At 37.9% G+C, this 16541-nt stretch carries 16 protein-coding genes and 1 other annotated feature; of the genes, 9 read left to right on the top strand and 7 right to left on the bottom strand.

Annotation, left to right across the window (positions count from 1 at the left end):
* Positions 1–126 precede the first annotated feature (126 nt).
* From AOC36_RS12645 to tnpA, 6 genes are all read right to left on the bottom strand, one after another.
* A complete protein-coding gene (locus tag AOC36_RS12645; protein ID WP_067630126.1) occupies positions 127–486 on the bottom strand; it encodes an IS66 family transposase in 360 nt (119 codons plus the stop codon).
* A 128-nt stretch (positions 487–614) separates the two neighbouring features.
* Positions 615–1334, bottom strand: a complete 720-nt coding sequence (locus AOC36_RS12545) for an IS66 family transposase (protein ID WP_067630127.1) — start codon at positions 1332–1334, stop codon at positions 615–617.
* The gene (locus tag AOC36_RS00935) at positions 1270–1683 is read right to left on the bottom strand and encodes an IS66 family transposase (protein ID WP_067630128.1); all 414 of its coding nucleotides are present in this window, start codon (positions 1681–1683) and stop codon (positions 1270–1272) included. Before AOC36_RS00935 ends, AOC36_RS12545 begins: the two co-directional genes overlap by 65 nt.
* 160 nt (positions 1684–1843) lie before the next feature.
* Entirely contained in the window at positions 1844–3247 is a 1404-nt protein-coding gene (locus AOC36_RS00940; protein WP_078055020.1) for an ISL3 family transposase, read from the bottom strand.
* Between the two features lie 86 nt (positions 3248–3333).
* Positions 3334–3633, bottom strand: coding sequence for an IS66 family insertion sequence element accessory protein TnpB (tnpB, locus tag AOC36_RS00945; protein WP_067630129.1), 300 nt, complete (start codon positions 3631–3633; stop codon positions 3334–3336).
* On the bottom strand, positions 3626–3901 hold the full coding sequence (tnpA, locus tag AOC36_RS00950) for an IS66 family insertion sequence element accessory protein TnpA (RefSeq protein ID WP_067630130.1): 276 nt from the start codon (positions 3899–3901) through the stop codon (positions 3626–3628). Before tnpA ends, tnpB begins: the two co-directional genes overlap by 8 nt.
* Positions 3902–4106: 205 nt before the next feature.
* On the opposite strand from tnpA, the gene AOC36_RS00955 reads away from it, so the two are divergent.
* From AOC36_RS00955 to AOC36_RS12125, 4 genes are all read left to right on the top strand, one after another.
* Positions 4107–4475: a hypothetical protein gene (locus tag AOC36_RS00955; protein ID WP_157777114.1), complete on the top strand. Its 369-nt coding sequence runs from the start codon at positions 4107–4109 to the stop codon at positions 4473–4475.
* Between the two features lie 607 nt (positions 4476–5082).
* The gene (locus tag AOC36_RS12120) at positions 5083–5244 is read left to right on the top strand and encodes a hypothetical protein (protein ID WP_157777115.1); all 162 of its coding nucleotides are present in this window, start codon (positions 5083–5085) and stop codon (positions 5242–5244) included.
* Between the two features lie 146 nt (positions 5245–5390).
* Complete coding sequence (locus AOC36_RS00960; RefSeq protein ID WP_067630133.1) at positions 5391–5594, top strand: hypothetical protein; 204 nt, start codon at positions 5391–5393, stop codon at positions 5592–5594.
* 31 nt (positions 5595–5625) lie between these two features.
* Positions 5626–5793, top strand: coding sequence for a hypothetical protein (locus AOC36_RS12125; RefSeq protein WP_157777116.1), 168 nt, complete (start codon positions 5626–5628; stop codon positions 5791–5793).
* Positions 5794–5896: 103 nt separating this feature from the next.
* Here AOC36_RS12125 and AOC36_RS00965 read toward each other — a convergent pair whose 3' ends face one another.
* Positions 5897–6508, bottom strand: a complete 612-nt coding sequence (locus AOC36_RS00965; RefSeq protein WP_078055021.1) for a transposase — start codon at positions 6506–6508, stop codon at positions 5897–5899.
* 239 nt (positions 6509–6747) lie between these two features.
* Positions 6748–6870 (top strand) — a sequence feature (ribosomal protein L10 leader region).
* A 33-nt stretch (positions 6871–6903) separates the two neighbouring features.
* Here AOC36_RS00965 and rplJ point away from each other — a divergent pair.
* The 5 genes from rplJ (at position 6904) to rpoC (ending at position 16516) form a co-directional block, all read left to right on the top strand.
* On the top strand, positions 6904–7404 hold the full coding sequence (rplJ, locus tag AOC36_RS00970) for a 50S ribosomal protein L10 (RefSeq protein WP_078055022.1): 501 nt from the start codon (positions 6904–6906) through the stop codon (positions 7402–7404).
* A 65-nt stretch (positions 7405–7469) separates the two neighbouring features.
* Positions 7470–7841, top strand: coding sequence for a 50S ribosomal protein L7/L12 (rplL, locus tag AOC36_RS00975; protein WP_067630137.1), 372 nt, complete (start codon positions 7470–7472; stop codon positions 7839–7841).
* 39 nt (positions 7842–7880) lie between these two features.
* A complete protein-coding gene (locus tag AOC36_RS00980) occupies positions 7881–8480 on the top strand; it encodes a class I SAM-dependent methyltransferase (RefSeq protein WP_067630140.1) in 600 nt (199 codons plus the stop codon).
* Between the two features lie 81 nt (positions 8481–8561).
* On the top strand, positions 8562–12722 hold the full coding sequence (gene rpoB / locus AOC36_RS00985) for a DNA-directed RNA polymerase subunit beta (protein ID WP_067630143.1): 4161 nt from the start codon (positions 8562–8564) through the stop codon (positions 12720–12722).
* A gap of 14 nt (positions 12723–12736) precedes the next feature.
* Positions 12737–16516: a DNA-directed RNA polymerase subunit beta' gene (rpoC, locus tag AOC36_RS00990; RefSeq protein ID WP_067630146.1), complete on the top strand. Its 3780-nt coding sequence runs from the start codon at positions 12737–12739 to the stop codon at positions 16514–16516.
* Positions 16517–16541 lie beyond the last annotated feature (25 nt).

Consider the following 16541-nt stretch of genomic DNA (forward strand, 5'->3'; position numbering starts at 1 on the left):
TCAATTTGAGAATGAATAAGTAACATTCAATTTTCAGTTGAATAAATGCTCGAATCAAAGTTATTAGAATGTAAGCGTAAATTAAACAGGCGTATTGACACATAAAAAAAGTTCCGATTTCAATTTTCAGGAACGTTTCTTTGAAGTGTAAATTTCAAGTGGAAGATCTTTGCTGTGTGGGAGAAGTGATTCAATGATTTCAGCACTCCAATCCCTTGGATCTATGGTGGACAAGGTATTAAAGATATAGTTTAGGTATGGTTCTATGCGGAGGCCGTTCTCTCTGGAACTTTGAACGACGGTGTAGATTGTTGCACTTGTCTTCGCTCCACTTGTTGTATTAGAAAATAACCAATTACTCCGGCCCACCGTAAAAGGACGGATCGAGTTTTCGCAAATGTTATTGTCAATTGCGAGGCGACCATTTAGAAGGACACGCTCAAAAGTCTCAAATTGATTGAGATTATAATTAATCGCCTCTCCCAAGTTACTTTTGGGAAGCGTTTTGCCTTTTGATTTCTAAAAGTTTGCTCTTGAAATCCTGGAGAAGCGGTTTTGTTTTCTCCATTCTAATTTCAAAACACGCTTCAGGTGTTTTGCCTATAAGCAACTTCTCAATTTTTATAAATCGCTTTGATGCATCGCAGAATGGATGCTGCATCCTTAGCAGTTGCACTGTTCTTATCCGCTTTCTTAAGAACGTATACAATCTTGCGCCTTCCATGAGCGAGACATCCAATTTGGGTCACGTTTTGAAGCTTCTTATACACTTCATATCCATCTGAATGAATGTACCCTGAGTAATTACCTAAGAATTGCTCAACGACCGCAAATTTTCTGCTTGGATTAGTGTCGTAGATGATGATGCTTGGGTCGTATTTATTGCTTCTATATACCCACATGAAGGATTTTTTATTTGTGCTACCATCCTGATGGTTCAGTACTTGGACGGTCGTTTCATCAGCATGTATTATGTCCCGTGATAAGAGATGATCTTTCATCATTCTAGCGATTGGAGCTAAATACTTATCACATGATGCAACGAGCCAATTTGACATTGTCATTCTTGATATTGATGCACCTAGATCATCGAACACTTTTTCCATCCTATAGAGTGGAAGATGTTTTACATATTTATTATTGATGATGCTGGATACAATTTCAGGACTTGCGATACTTCCTTTTATAAATTGGTACCTATGATGTTTTGTTAGGATTTCAATCGTACCATCTACAAGTTCTTTTTCATAGTCTGGACAGATGTTTCGTTCAATCCATACCTTTGCAAAAACGATAACGAAGATGTTCTGTTTCTTTTTTGCTGATTTTTTCATAACCGTCTTCTAATAGCTCGTCCATTGCGTGAACTATTTCTACGATTTCAAGATTTGGGTTTGAAACAGAAACTTTCTTCCGTCCTCGTTTCCCTTTGTCAACGAACTCTTCTTCAATTTCATTTTCTTCTTCGGATAGTATTTCTACCTCGTCAAAAAGCGAAAGCTGGTTTAATATCGCTTTCGTCTTTTCTGATTTGGACCCAAATTTATCATGCCTAAGAGCTCGAATCGCTTCTATGAGCAGATTATTATCATGGATTAAACCACCAACTAAAGACACAATCTCATCATGTGTCATTGATTCAATCTCTGATTTTTCAAGGGTGTTTTTCTCAAGTTTTATCATAGACTAATTATACTAAATTTATGGTTCTCAAAAGTGTATATAATTTATTTGTTCCAGTTAAATCCGTCTGTTTTTCACCTCTTGAAAAGCTTTTTTTTATTGACATTTAGACCTTCAAGGAGCCACTTTAATTGTTGGTGCGTTAGTTTTTAATGATGGTTCAATCACAAATCTTGTGGGATGGCACATTCCTAACATAGGTTTTCCTACTTGCATCAATTAACTTTAAGAAGAAGTATTCATCATCAGGGTAACCATAACCTTGTCTTCGTAGAGTCTTGATTTTATTATTGATACCTTCTATTTTACCCGCAGAAATCTTAATAGTTGCATGAGCGATGATTCCTTCAAAGTGATTGTCTAAGAGTCGTCCAAACCATTGAAAGTGTTTGTTTTTTGTAGCTTGACAGATTTCGACAATTGAACTGATTTCATCTGCCATTTTACTCTCATCATTAAGGGTGTATGCGTAGCGCAATTTCTCTTTTACCACATCCAGTGTGAAGATTAATGCATTCTCTTTCAATAGTTCATCGTAACGTACTTCATGACCTTCTTTACGCGTAATGTTGGGTATATTAAATAAAGAACTGCCTTCCTTGATAATCTTTCCATTTCTGGCTTCATTGTCTTTTCTAATGAGCGTTTCTCGTGATGACATTAAGATGTATCTTGTCTTCTTAAGTGCCGCAGCAGCCTCTATATTCCCTTCATTCTTCAAACGATTTTGCTCATCCTTGCGAACCTCGTTGATGACCTTATCATTAAAGTTTTTGATGATATGAAAATGATCAAATACAACTTGGATGTGTTCGCATTTTTCTTCAAACGCTTCTTGGTAATTTGAGTTCATATCGCATGCAACAGCTTCAACGTGATCCATCCACTTTAGGCCAACATGCTCTATAAAATCATAGACGACTTGCTTCTTCTTTCCGTGTGCAATCCATAAAATGTGACCCGTTTCCATATCGATAATATGGGTTGCATACTTATGTCCATCATGGAGTTTAAACTCATCAATGCCTAGGTATCGTGTGTAGTCCTCTGGTTTCTTTAGTACCTCGCCATCAATTGTATAGAGTTCTTTCAAGCGTTTGAGGTCGATGGCTTTAACAGTGTTTTTCCCTAATCCTGTAATCTCAGCGACTTGCTTGAGGGTATATGTTCCAATACTGAGTAGGTCTCTTGTATAGTTTTCAAGTTCAATAGTAATAAAGTGGTTTTCAGCCTTAAACGGTACACTCTGCATCTTTGAATTCCTACAAGAAACACAATAGAATTGGGGTCTATCAAAACGAACATGCATCAGTGTTGCACCAATACTTAAATGCCTTAGTGTGCACGGTTTACGATTGTTTATATGCATCACCTTACCACAACCGCTGCATACTTTATCTGTTTCTTGAACTTCTAAAATACCATGCATGCAATAAGCATCTCTTTGGGATCTTGTTGTTTCGATTGTGGTGTTGGTGTTATGAAATCCACGGAGTGTATTAGGGATTAAGAAATGATTTAAACATAGTTCTTGTGATTGGGTTAGTGTCTGTGTATAATTCATGTATGGACCTTCCTGTTTGTTTATTCTGCAAAATAAATTCTACAGTAAGGTCTTTTTTCATTCAAGTTGTTATTATTTTACAAATGTCATTCACAGGCAATCCCACATAAAAAGTGATTGACCCTTAATGATGATGTATCATTTGGCTTTGGCCACTTGAATTTCCCACTTTCCAGCCGCTTATAAAAGAGCCAAAAACCATTCCCATCCCAGAAGAGCACTTTTAGTTTGTCTCTTGAACGATTGCAAAATAAGAAAAGGCTTGATGAGAAAGGATCAAGTTTCATCGTTCCAGAAACGAAAGTGCTGTATCCATCAATCCCTTTTCGAAGATCAGTATAACCCTGTGCAATGTACACATTCTTAACTTTCGTAACATCAATCATACTTAGCAGCCTTCAAAATCAAAGAAAGCAACTTCGGATCCACTTCATCCATTATTTCAATCAAGTGTCCATTCACTCTAAACTTCATAGAATTCTCGGCCTTCATAATGACTGGAAGAAATGGTGTCTCCTGCTCTCGCATACGTTTTCTTAAAACGCAAAACCTGGATGTGGAAACAGTGTGTTTTCTACAATATTCTTTCATGGTTAAGCCTGATGTCTCAAAACCATCAATAATTTCTTTCCATTGATCATGAGTATACTTCATTAATATCACCTCGATATAATCATATCTCTAGCGATTACAATTTAATATACGGGTCGTAAATTTACGCTTACGAAGGAATAACACGATCACTTTAGAAAGTATAAAAGAAAAATATAGTGTTCCTTTTTGGTTAACCAACTATTCAATTGTGTTTGACACGAGTGATCAAATGCTTGATCAAATGATAAGTGCGATTAATATTAGAATGCTCTACTATTTTTGGATTCTTGGTTCAGAAAATGAATCAAGAATTCCAAATTATACGCACACTGTACTTTCTAACTATGCGAAAATAAGGAATAAAGGTGTTTTAGCAAAAATAATCGAAGACAGTTTAGTACTGTCAGATGACTCTGACAGTAATTCTATCATTATTATAGAAAATGAAGGAAATGTTGCTATAAATAAGGTCAATGATATCTATGAGAATTCGGATAAGAATGACCAATATAAACTTGCGAAACTAAACAATAAAGCGATTATAAAAGCACTTAATGAGGATTCAATAGTAATAAGTGAATATATTGAACATGAATTTGGAAGTCTAATTAATGATATTTTGTCGATGTCATAGTATAAATCACTAAATTCTTATTCTACAATGCATAACAATAAATAATAAAAACAGGCTCAATTGGTTACTAGAATTGAGCCTGTTTAAGTAGGTGTTATCAACTATATAAACACACGTTACATAATAATTATGCTAAGAATAAAAAAAATACAATTTGTTTGAGTCAGTAATTCAAAGGTCACCTACATAGCATTATGGTGAATATCTTACATAATGGTTTAATCACGAAACTAAGGAAGCCAATTAAACAAAGAAACAACCAAACCGATTGGGATGTCTTGAACTATATGTTATCCCTGTACAGACTAAGTTACTCTTTGCCAGCTTGGGTTTAATTTGGTTGGTGTAATTATAGTACATAATGGATTTCTATAGGTATCACTTAAACGTCTAAATAGCAATGTTTTTTTGTTGGTTTTTTTCACTATTCATTGTCTGATATATGTTAGGATGTAAGTATCACCGAAAGGTAGAGTGGGGTAATAATTTGAATAGAATATTTAAGAATTTTAGTATATTTGTTTTATCTATATTAATACTAACGACAATGATTGTACCTGTGAGTGCTGAATAGACGAGTTCTTCATCGCATGATTTAAACTTACTCATGGAAGAAATTGAGAATAATTTTACATATGAGAACGGTGTATTTTTGATTAATGAAGAAGAAATAATCCACTTAATTGATAATTTTGATTTCACTTCGATGAATAAAGAGTTTGGGACAGACTACAACAAAGATAGTTTTAGAAAAAAACTTTTGAATTAATATATAAATATAAAAAAGAAACCGAGAATAGGCAAAGTAATAGATTTAAGCGATATCTATCATTTCCGCACCATAACGCAGTTGCTGTTGAATCAAGATGGAACTCTATCAGAATATGGATTCCGTCGTATAGAGTTGAAAGAGTAGTGAAAGCCTTTGAGGGTGATTTAGACTTTTCGAGTGCTGATAATAAACTTGAATTGCTTGCTGAGACACTAACGTGGGTTTATAGAGCAACTAAAGCCGCTGAAATGAGAAAGAAAAATACAGGGTCAGGAATTGTATATGATTTTAATCATTATATAAATCGGCTGACGATAATTAACCAAAAGGGACCAGATCCATTCTAACAAGTACGAGACGTAGGGAGGGATTTTACAGATGAAAAAAAAGAATGAATCAGAATCGTTAGAGGATGTTTTTGTTGGATTAGTAAAAGGTGCTGTAATAGGCGGTATCATTATGGCACTCACACAAAATCCATCAATCGGTCTTATTGCATTTGTTTTTGGTGCAACAGGCTTGCCAGATTTCCTGAAACGAAAATAGTTTGCTTATTGAATAATGTAAAGACTAAGGTTTGGTTCTTTAAAATCTGGTGTTGGTGGAAGCCAAACCATAGAATCTTAAGTTACGGTACTCGCTAGAATTTCTAGTGAGTACTTTTTATTTCCAATCTTACCATAGTATTACAAATTAAGAGAACTCTTGTTCTAAAATTTTCAAAACTTCGATAGCCAAATGCTATCCGCTTAATCACTTTGATTAAGTTATTTGTTCCTTCTAAACGGCCGTTAGAGTATGGATACTTTAGTGCGTTTGAGACTGATACTTCATATTTTGTTAACGTATTTATTGCTTTCTTCATCTGTTTCGATATGTTCTTAGGTGGGTCATTTAGAATCTCTAAGAGTGTGGTGATGTTCTTATTACGGATTGCTTGAGTTAAACGTTGATGCACCCAATATGTTTCTTCCAATATCTTATCAACTCTTAATAAATCATCGACAACCATGGATTCGTTCATCAAGTGTCGATAGCATCGATAATAATTGCTGTTATTATTATCAAGTTTGAGGTTATCTTTTAGTATCAGCTTCCAATAGGTTTTAAATTTTGTCTTCGAGTTTGGTTCGTCGTTCATAACAGAAATGCGCGTTGAATTGAGTGCACGATTCAAATGTTGAACGATATGGAAACGATCCGTAATGATTTCAGCTTTATGAAAACATGATGTGTTAAGCTGCATATACGGTTCATACATATCAATAGAAATGGTTTCGACTTGATCATTATGCAGTGGTTCAAACAGTAATACAAACCAGTAATTTACAAGGGAAAAACACCCTAAAACAAATCGAGGATATCTTTGACTTAGAACACTAAGTCTTGGATATCCTTTTTGCTAGCTATCTTCCTCTCGCTGAATGGTTACCCGTTCAAGACAAATAGTGTATAAAACTAACTGTTTGACTTTACAAGATAGGGCAGGTGTGGTATTATTCATACGTTATCAATATACCAAAGACAGTAACGGGGAAACCTTAATCATGTTACCGAGGTTGAAGTTTGAATGTATAAAACTTTTTAACTCGTGTCTTGGATACGAGTTTTTTAAATGGGTGTAGTTGATGAACAGTGTAGATGGAGGTGAATCATTTGCGTACAGAAATACTAGAAAGTAAAAAGGAACTCGTTAGCGAGATTCGTGGAAAAGTTGAAAATGCAGCTTCTACAGTAGTCGTTGAATACCGTGGACTTAGCGTTCAAGAAATCACAAATCTTCGTAACCTTCTTCGTAAGGAAGACATTGAATTCAAAGTATACAAGAACTCAATGTTCCAACGTGCAGTTGAAGATACAAGTTTCGATAGCTTAAAGGAATCACTTACAGGACCTAACGCTGTAGCATTCAGTAATGATGCTGTTGCACCAAGTCGCGTATTAGCTCAATTTGCTAAGAAGCACAAGAAGTTGGTTCTTAAGGCAGGAGTTGTTGACGGTAAAGTCGTCAATGCAGATGAATTAAAGGAACTTTCAACATTACCAAATCACGATGGCATGATTTCAATGCTTCTTGGTATGTTCCAATCTCCAATTAGAAGCTTTGCTTATGCTGTTAGCCAAGTGGCACAACAGCGCGAAGAAGCTGGAGAATAGTTGAATTGAGCCTTGGCTCAAACCATAAGACATATACGTCTATTATTGAAGGAGGAAATATTAAGATGGCTAAATTAACATCTGAAGAACTAATTGCTTCTCTTAAGGAGATGACAATTTTAGAGCTTAACGAATTAGTAAAAGCAATTGAAGAAGAATTTGGTGTAAGTGCTGCTGCTCCTGTTGCGGTTGCTGCTGCAGCTGAAGCTGAAGAAGTAGAAGGACCAAGCGAAGTATCTGTAATCCTTAAAGAAGTTACAGGTTCAAAAGTTGGAGTTATCAAACTCTTACGTGAAATCACAGGTCTTGGTATGATGGAAGCGAAAGCTCTTGTAGACAACGCACCATCACCAATCAAAGAAAACATCAAACCAGCTGAAGCAGATGAACTTAAGACTAAGTTACAAGATGCTGGTGCTGTAGTAGAAGTTAAGTAATTAAGACTAAGCTAAAGGCCCAAGGTGAGGTGATTGTTTGTGAGTCATTACTTTACAGACAATACAAATCTAAAACAAAACCGGAGAGAAATTTCTTTCCGGTTTTTAGGCATTGATTATACACTGCTCACAGATGATGGTGTTTTTTCAAAAGACCATCTTGATATCGGGACTGAAACTTTACTTGAAAGTTGTATGGACTTAGATATTAAAGGGAGCGTGTGTGATCTGGGTTGCGGAATTGGAGTTATTGGTGTCGTGCTAGACCGTAACTTCGAGGTCGAAATGACAGGAGTTGATGTAAATGCGCGTGCCGTTGAACTTGCGAATATAAACTATCGCAAGTATGACGTTAATGGCACAAACATCGTCCAGGATGGTGTCAGTGGTAATTTTGATTCAATTATCACAAACCCTCCAATAAGAGTTGGGAAAAAAGTGTTGTATAGACTTTTCCAAGAAGCACATCAAGCCCTTAAGACAAACGGGTCCTTAATTTTCGTAATGAGAAAACAACACGGTGGTAAAAGTGCACAAGCATATTGTGCGACACTTTTCGGTAATTGCACCCCCATTTATCGCGATCGTGGCTTTATTGTATACCAAAGCATTAAAGTGTTTGACAATAAAGAAAATTAGGTGTATTATAGTAAATTGCATAAGAGTGTGCTTTTATGTACTTTTTTTGATAGTTTGTCGGGTACAGAAAGGATGGCATAGATGGAGAAAAACCAAGTATATCGTATTAAGAAATTTGGGAATAAAGCAGAACGCCGCGATTATTCTCAAGTAAGTGGGCAATTAGATTTGCCAAATCTAGTTGAAATTCAAACTGAGGCTTATGAGTGGTTCAAAAATGAGGGATTACCAGAGGTCTTCAATGAAATCTATCCTATAATTAGCCATAATGAAAATGTTCGTTTACGATTCGTAAATTACGAATTTGATGAACCAAAATATAATGTAGATGAGTGTCGTACTCGAGAAGCAACTTACGCTGCTCCTTTACGCGCAAAGATGCGTTTAGAGTTAGTAGATCGCCAAACTGGTGAAGTAATTGAAAAAGAAGAGGAAGTTTTCTTGGGTGATTTACCATTGATGACTGAATCTGGAACGTTCATTATTAATGGAGCAGAACGTGTAATCGTTTCACAAATTGTTCGTTCACCCGGTGCTTATTTTAAAACTGAAACAGATGAAAAAACAGGACGTGACACCTATACTTCTGAAATGATACCAAGTCGTGGTACATGGTTAGAATATATGAGTGATGATCGTAAAGCTGCAACAGGTCGTGTTGTTAACATGAAGGTTGACCGTAAACGTACAATCGTTTCATCAATCCTTTTCAAAGCATTCGGTATGAGTCTTGACCTTCTTGAAGGTGAAGATGGAATGGAAACTACAGCATTCAAATCATTCCTTAAAGCAATGAACTTACCTATAAATGAAGAATGGGACGCGGTTTCAAGTGAAGGCCGTGAGTTTTTGAGTCTATACGCTTTATTATATACAGCGTATTTTGGAAACTATCCTGAAATCGTAAATACACTTGTTCAAGATAAGACCGTGACATTTGAAGATTCATTGCGTGTTATGTATGAAAATCAACGTACGGATGAAATTCCGACACTTGATGGTGCGATTACATTAATGCATGCGAAGTTCTTAGATCCACGTCGTTATGATCTGAATAAAGCAGGTCGTTATAAATTGCATAAGAAATTAGAAATTTATAACCGTATTGGTGGAAATTATCTTGTGAATGATCTTAAGGACATTCACGGTAATGTCGTGTTTGCTGCTGGGACGCATGTTGAAATGCGTGATGATATCCTTAAAGCTCGTGAAGTATTGGCTTCAGGAATTCAAATGGAATCATTCCCACTTCGTAACATCTTCTCTTATCCTGAAATCACTCAAAAGACAGTGTCCAATGAAATTAATTTAGTAGGACGTGTTTTAGCACGTGATGTTCAAGTGAAGGAAGCTGTATTTGAAGCAGGTCTTGTATTAACACCATCTGACCTTGAAGTGTTAGAAGGACAAGATATTTCAATCTATACCGGAATTATCGCAACACCAGTAACGCTTACGAATGCAAACGTGAATGCAGTCCTGAACTATGGTTCACGTCTGTATACATTGGGACGTGTTCTTGATGCGAATGGTCAAGACCTTGTGTCTGCTAAGGGACTTGTGATTGATCGTTATATTCCAAATACAAATCCTGTGAAATTAAATAAAACAAATGAAAAAGTTGTCTTTGATGCTGTTGACCAAGGAGCTGTAACCCTTTGGTTGATTGGAGCTGCTGTACAAACAACCTTTGTTCAAACAGAACCAGATACGCAACCGGTTAAGGTTGTTGGTATCGATCCATTCTTGGAAAAGAAAACAATCGTTGCATCGGATATCTATTCACAATACTCATACTTCTTAAACTTCCTTGATGGTGTTGGAAGTGATGATGATATTGACCAATTAGGTAACCGCCGTATTCGTACAGTTGGTGAGTTAATTCAAAATCAATTCCGTATTGGTTTAAGCCGTATGGAACGTGTTGTTAAAGAACGTATGTCGATTACTTCGGATATGTCTAACATGACACCAAAGAACCTTACAAACGTACGTCCATTAACTGCGATGGTTAAAGAGTTCTTCTCTTCATCACAGTTATCACAATTCATGGACCAAACAAACCCACTTGCGGAACTTACAAACAAACGTCGTATTTCAGCGCTTGGACCAGGTGGTCTTACACGTGACCGTGCTAGTTTCGAAGTGCGTGACGTTCATAGTTCACACTATGGTCGTATTTGTCCGATTGAAACACCAGAAGGTCCAAATATCGGTCTGATCTCAAACCTTACAACGTATGGACGGGTGAATGAATATGGATTTATTCAAACACCATACCGTATTGTTAAAGAGGGATTTGTAACTGAAGATGTCGTTTACTTATCAGCAGATGATGAAATGGACTATGTTATTGCGCAAGCCAATGAGGTTCTTGAAGGTCACTTTAAATCTGAACAAGTCGTTGTTCGTTATAAAGGTGAAAACATCTTGGCTTCAAAAGATACTGTTGAACTTGCAGACGTGAGTCCACGTCAAATCGTATCTGTTGCGACTGCAGCGATTCCATTCTTGGAAAGCGATGATGCGTCTCGTGCCCTCATGGGAGCGAACATGCAACGTCAAGCTGTTCCGCTTATGAAGCCAACAGCTCCGTATGTAGGAACTGGTATAGAGCACCGTGTCGCAAAAGACTCGGGTTCTGCAGTTGTTTCAAAACATACAGGGATTGTGAAGTATGTTGATGCACGTCGCATTGTTATTCTTGATGATGAAGGCGTAGATCATACATATCTACTTCAAAAATTCCGTCGTTCAAACCAAGGTATGTGTATTAACCAAAAACCAATTGTTTCTCATGGGGAACGTATTATCGCAGGTGATATGCTTGCAGATGGTCCTTCAGGAGACAATGGTGAGTTAGCACTTGGACAAAACATTACAGTTGCGTTTATGACTTGGTATGGATATAACTATGAAGATGCGATCATCATGAGTGAGCGTCTTGTTAAAGAAGATGTGTATACTTCAATCCATATTGATGAGTACACAATGGAAGTACGAGATACAAAACTTGGACCTGAAGAAATCACGCGTGATATTCCAAACGTAAGCGAATCCGCATGTCGTCATCTTGATGCACGTGGAATTGTTATGATTGGTGCTGAAGTTAAAGAAGGTGACATCCTTGTTGGTAAGGTAACACCGAAGGGACAAAGTGAAATATCACCTGAAGAAAAACTCTTACTTGCAATCTTTGGTGAGAAATCACGTGAAGTGCGTGATAACTCAATGAAGGTACCACATGGTGGTAGCGGGATTGTTCAAGACATTCGTATCTTTAGTAGAGATGAAGGTCATGATTTAGATCCAGGTGTCAGTGAAGTTGTTAAAGTATATATTGTACAAAAACGTAAAATCACAGAAGGTGATAAAATGGCGGGACGTCACGGTAACAAAGGGGTTATCTCGAAGATCTTGCCAGTAGAAGACATGCCATTTATGGCAGATGGTACAGCAGTCGATGTCATGTTGAATCCACTAGGGGTACCAAGCCGTATGAATATCGGACAAGTATTGGAATTGCACTTAGGACTTGCTGCTAAGAATCTTGGTGTGAAGTTTGCAACCCCAGTATTTGATGGTATTGAAACCGATGAACTCTTTAATATTATGAAAGAAGGCCATGTAAGTGATGATGGTAAAATGACCTTGTACGATGGACGTACTGGGGAAGCCTTTGATGAGCGTATCTCAGTAGGTGTTATGTACCTCATTAAACTTTCACACATGGTTGACGATAAATTGCATGCACGTGCAACAGGGCCATACTCACTTGTAACGCAACAACCATTGGGTGGTAAAGCACAAAATGGTGGACAACGTTTCGGGGAAATGGAAGTTTGGGCACTTTATGCATACGGTGCAGCACATACGCTTCAAGAATTAATGACAATTAAGTCGGATGACATCAATGGTCGTACGAAGACTTATGCAGCAATTCAAAATGGCCGTGATATTCCTGAACCAGGAATTCCTGAATCATTTAGAGTTCTTAAGCATGAGCTTCAAGCCTTGGCACTGGATGTTAAGTTCTTGGATGAAAGTGAAACAGAAATCAAACTCACATTAGGAGAAGTTCTTGATGATGAGGAAGAAGTTTCTGTAACAACAGAATATGGTATTGATACAGAAACTGAAGACGAAAGCTACAGTGATTCTGATGAACTGATTTCTGATGATGAGGAAGAAGTGACTCAAGAACCTGTCGTTGTCGGATTTGATGACGAATATGAAGATTAAGGAGGCGTGAACATATGAGCATAAACAATTTTGCCTCGATTCAACTAGCACTTGCTTCACCAGAAAGAATCTTTGAATGGTCTTATGGTGAAGTTAAGAAGCCTGAAACGATTAATTACCGTTCTCAAAAACCAGAACGTGACGGACTTTTCTGCGAGCGTATTTTTGGTCCAACAAAGGACTGGGAATGTTATTGTGGAAAATATAAGAAAGTACGTTACCGCGGTGTCGTTTGTGATCGCTGTGGTGTTGAAGTAACAAAAGCATCCGTACGTCGTGAACGTATGGGACATATCGAATTAGCAGCACCTGTTGCACATATTTGGTATCTACGTGGTATTCCATCACGTATGAGTTTATTACTCAACATTACACCAAAGAATTTGGAAGAAGTTGTATACTTTGTTAAGTGGGTTGTTACAGATCCACGCGATACAAATCTAGAATACAAACAAATCCTCAATGAAAAAGAATACCGTGATTATCAACAAGAATTCGGTTATGTTTCATTTGAAGCACAAACCGGAGCCGAAGCGATTCGTACGCTTCTAGCGCAAGCAGATTTAGATGCTGAACATCAAGATATTATGGCTCAGCTTGAATCCGCAAAAGGTGACAAACGCCGTCGATTGATTCGTCGTTTGGAAACTGTTGAAGCCTTCATTAATTCAGATAACAAGCCTGAGTGGATGGTACTTTCAGTATTACCAGTTATTCCACCAGACTTGCGTCCAATGCTTCAACTTGATGGGGGTCGTTTCGCTGCATCTGACTTGAATGACCTTTATCGCCGTGTTATTACACGTAACAACCGTCTTAAGAAATTACTTGAGATGGGAACACCTGCAATCATTGTTCAAAACGAAAAACGTATGTTACAAGAAGCTGTAGATGCTTTGATTGACAACGGACGTCGTTCAAAACCAGTTACAGGTGCAGGTGGTCGTCCATTAAAATCACTCTCACACAACTTAAAAGGGAAACAAGGTCGTTTCCGTCAAAACTTACTGGGTAAGCGTGTTGACTTCTCAGGTCGTTCTGTTATCGCAGTTGGACCAGACTTGAAGATGTATGAATGTGGTATTCCTAAAGAAATGGCAATCAATCTCTTTAAACCATTTGTTGTAAATGAAATGAAGATTCGTGGCATCAGCAACAATGCGAAAGCCGCTGAAAAATTGATCGAACGCCAAGATCCTCGTGTGTGGGATGTTGTGGAAGATGTCATTAGAGATCATCCAGTACTGTTAAACCGTGCGCCAACACTTCACCGTCTTGGGATCCAAGCGTTTAAACCAAAACTAATTGAAGGACGTGCGATTCGTCTTCACCCGCTTGTAACACCTGCGTTTAACGCGGACTTTGATGGTGACCAAATGGCGGTTCACGTGCCTCTATCAGAAATGGCTCAAGCAGAAGCTGAAATTCTAATGCTTGGTTCACATAATATCCTTGGACCTAAAGATGGTAAACCAATCGTTACACCATCACAGGATATGGTTTTAGGTAACTTCTATCTAACAATGGAAGAAACAAAAGAAGAGTTCTTTGAAAAAGCAGATGAACTTGAATCATTAGGCGACTTCCAAGGTGCTGAAAAATGGCGTAACTTTGGTAATAACCAAGGTAAGGCGTTTAGAAGTGTTAACGAAGCACGCCTTGCATATGAACAAGGCTTTATCCACTTGCATACACGTATCTGCATTCGTGCTGCTTCCTTGAACAAAGGAAACTTCAGTGCAAAACAAAATGGACTTTATCTTATCACAACACTTGGTAAGTTAATCTTCAATGAAATGTTCCCATCTGATTTCCCTTACTTGAATGAAGTAAACAAAGATAACTTTAAGACAACTCCAGATAAGTTCTTTGTGCAAATGGGACAAGATGTACCTGAAATTATCAGTCAAATGCCTTTAAATGCTGACTTCAAGAAAAAAGATCTTGAGATCATTATCAAGGAAATCTTTGATCGTTATTCAACCGATAAGACTTCTGAGATTCTTGACCAAATTAAAGATCTTGGATTCTTGTACTCAACGCGTGCGGGTATGACTGTTGCGCTTAGTGACATTAATGTTGCCCCTAACAAGCAAAAATACATCGATGAAGGGAAAGAAAAAGCAGTTCGCTTGATGACTCAATTCGATCGTGGTCTTCTCACACCTCAAGAGTGGGAAGGTAAATTAATGCAACTTTGGGATGGCGTTAAAAACGTTGTTGGTAGCGAGTTGATGCAAAACCTTGAACGTAAAAACCCGATTAATATGATGGCGACTTCTGGAGCGCGTGGTAACGTTTCTAACTTTACGCAGCTCGCAGGTATGCGTGGTCTTATGGCACGTCCTACTCAGTCTAAGTCAAACAAAGGATTCCAACCAAGTATTATTGAGGTTCCGATCTATTCTTCATTCCGTGAAGGTCTAAACGTGAGTGAGTTCTTTAACTCAACCCACGGTGTGCGTAAAGGGATGACCGATACTGCGCTTAAGACTGCGGAATCTGGATACTTAACACGTCGTCTGGTTGACGTTGCGCAAGACGTCATGATTACTGAAGATGACTGTGGTGCTGCTGAAGGTTATGTAGTAGCAGAAATTATTGATCAAAAATCAAATACAATCATTGAATCATTGTATGATCGTTTAGTGGGTCGATATATCAAAGAAACAATCGTTGATCCAAAAACTAAAGAAGTGATTATCGAAGAAGATGAATTCATCGATGAAATTATTGCACGTCGTATTGTGAACTCTGGAATAAAAGAAGTGTCCATTCGTAACGTGTTTACCTGTGAAGCGAAACACGGTATCTGTGCGAAATGTTACGGTCGTAACATGGCTACAGGTCAAGTGGTTGAAGGTGGAGAAGCTGTGGGTATTATGGCGGCTCAATCAATCGGGGAACCAGGTACACAGCTAACAATGCGTACATTCCATACCGGAGGGGTTGCGACAGCTGGTGGGGAAGATATCACTCAAGGTCTTCCACGTGTTGAGGAACTTTTCGAAGCACGTACTCCAAAACTTGCTGCAATCATTTCTGAAATCACAGGTGAAGTAACTGATATTCGTCAAAATGATGACGGTATTGGCTACATTATTACCGTAACAAACGACAAACGTACCGTTGAACACAAAACACTTCCAAATCAACCAGCTCGTTCATGGTTGAAACCAGGTGTTGAAGTGCATGCGGGTGAGAAACTCACTGAAGGATCTGTTGATCCAAAACAACTTCTTGAATTTGCAGGTCGTTCTGCAGTACAAGATTACATCTTGAAAGAAGTTAAGAAAGTATACCAAAGCGGTGGTATTGAAATCTCTGATAAGCACCTTGAGGTAATGATTCGTCAAATGATGCGTAAAGTTATGATCGTTGATGGCCAAGACACAGGCATTAGCCCAGGTGTTCAAATCAACATCGAACGTATGCATGACATTAACGAAAATGCACTACTTTCTGGACAATTACCTGCACGTTTCCGTCCTGTATTAATGGGTATTTCGAAAGCGTCTGTTGAAACTGAATCATTCCTATCTGCTGCATCATTCCAAGAAACGACTAAAGTTCTTACGGATGCTGCGATTAAGTCAAAAGTGGATCCACTTTCAGGCTTGAAGGAAAATGTTATCATTGGTAAGATGATTCCTGCGGGAACGGGTTACCATGGTCACAGAGAATCAACAGTTCGTATTCATGAACTTGCAGCTGAACTGAAGGAAATGCGTGAAGAACGTAACATCCAAGAAGAAGAAGCAAGCTCAATTCTACAAGAAATCGTACGCGGTTAACCAAAGCGACACATCCAATGGGTGT

The organism is Erysipelothrix larvae (assembly GCF_001545095.1).
Classification (GTDB): Bacteria; Bacillota_I; Bacilli_A; order Erysipelotrichales; family Erysipelotrichaceae; genus Erysipelothrix; species Erysipelothrix larvae.

Excerpts from the sequence above, each read along its gene's own strand:
- AOC36_RS12545 (WP_067630127.1), bottom strand. The coding sequence starts at position 1,334 with ATGAAAAAATCAGCAAAAAAGAAACAGAACATCTTCGTTATCGTTTTT.
- AOC36_RS00935 (WP_067630128.1), bottom strand. The coding sequence starts at position 1,683 with ATGATAAAACTTGAGAAAAACACCCTTGAAAAATCAGAGATTGAATCA.
- AOC36_RS00940 (WP_078055020.1), bottom strand. The coding sequence starts at position 3,247 with ATGAATTATACACAGACACTAACCCAATCACAAGAACTATGTTTAAAT.
- tnpB (WP_067630129.1), bottom strand. The coding sequence starts at position 3,633 with ATGATTGATGTTACGAAAGTTAAGAATGTGTACATTGCACAGGGTTAT.
- tnpA (WP_067630130.1), bottom strand. The coding sequence starts at position 3,901 with ATGAAGTATACTCATGATCAATGGAAAGAAATTATTGATGGTTTTGAG.
- AOC36_RS00955 (WP_157777114.1), top strand. The coding sequence starts at position 4,107 with ATGCTCTACTATTTTTGGATTCTTGGTTCAGAAAATGAATCAAGAATT.
- AOC36_RS12120 (WP_157777115.1), top strand. The coding sequence starts at position 5,083 with ATGGAAGAAATTGAGAATAATTTTACATATGAGAACGGTGTATTTTTG.
- AOC36_RS12125 (WP_157777116.1), top strand. The coding sequence starts at position 5,626 with ATGAAAAAAAAGAATGAATCAGAATCGTTAGAGGATGTTTTTGTTGGA.
- AOC36_RS00965 (WP_078055021.1), bottom strand. The coding sequence starts at position 6,508 with ATGTATGAACCGTATATGCAGCTTAACACATCATGTTTTCATAAAGCT.
- rplL (WP_067630137.1), top strand. The coding sequence starts at position 7,470 with ATGGCTAAATTAACATCTGAAGAACTAATTGCTTCTCTTAAGGAGATG.
- rpoB (WP_067630143.1), top strand. The coding sequence starts at position 8,562 with ATGGAGAAAAACCAAGTATATCGTATTAAGAAATTTGGGAATAAAGCA.
- rpoC (WP_067630146.1), top strand. The coding sequence starts at position 12,737 with ATGAGCATAAACAATTTTGCCTCGATTCAACTAGCACTTGCTTCACCA.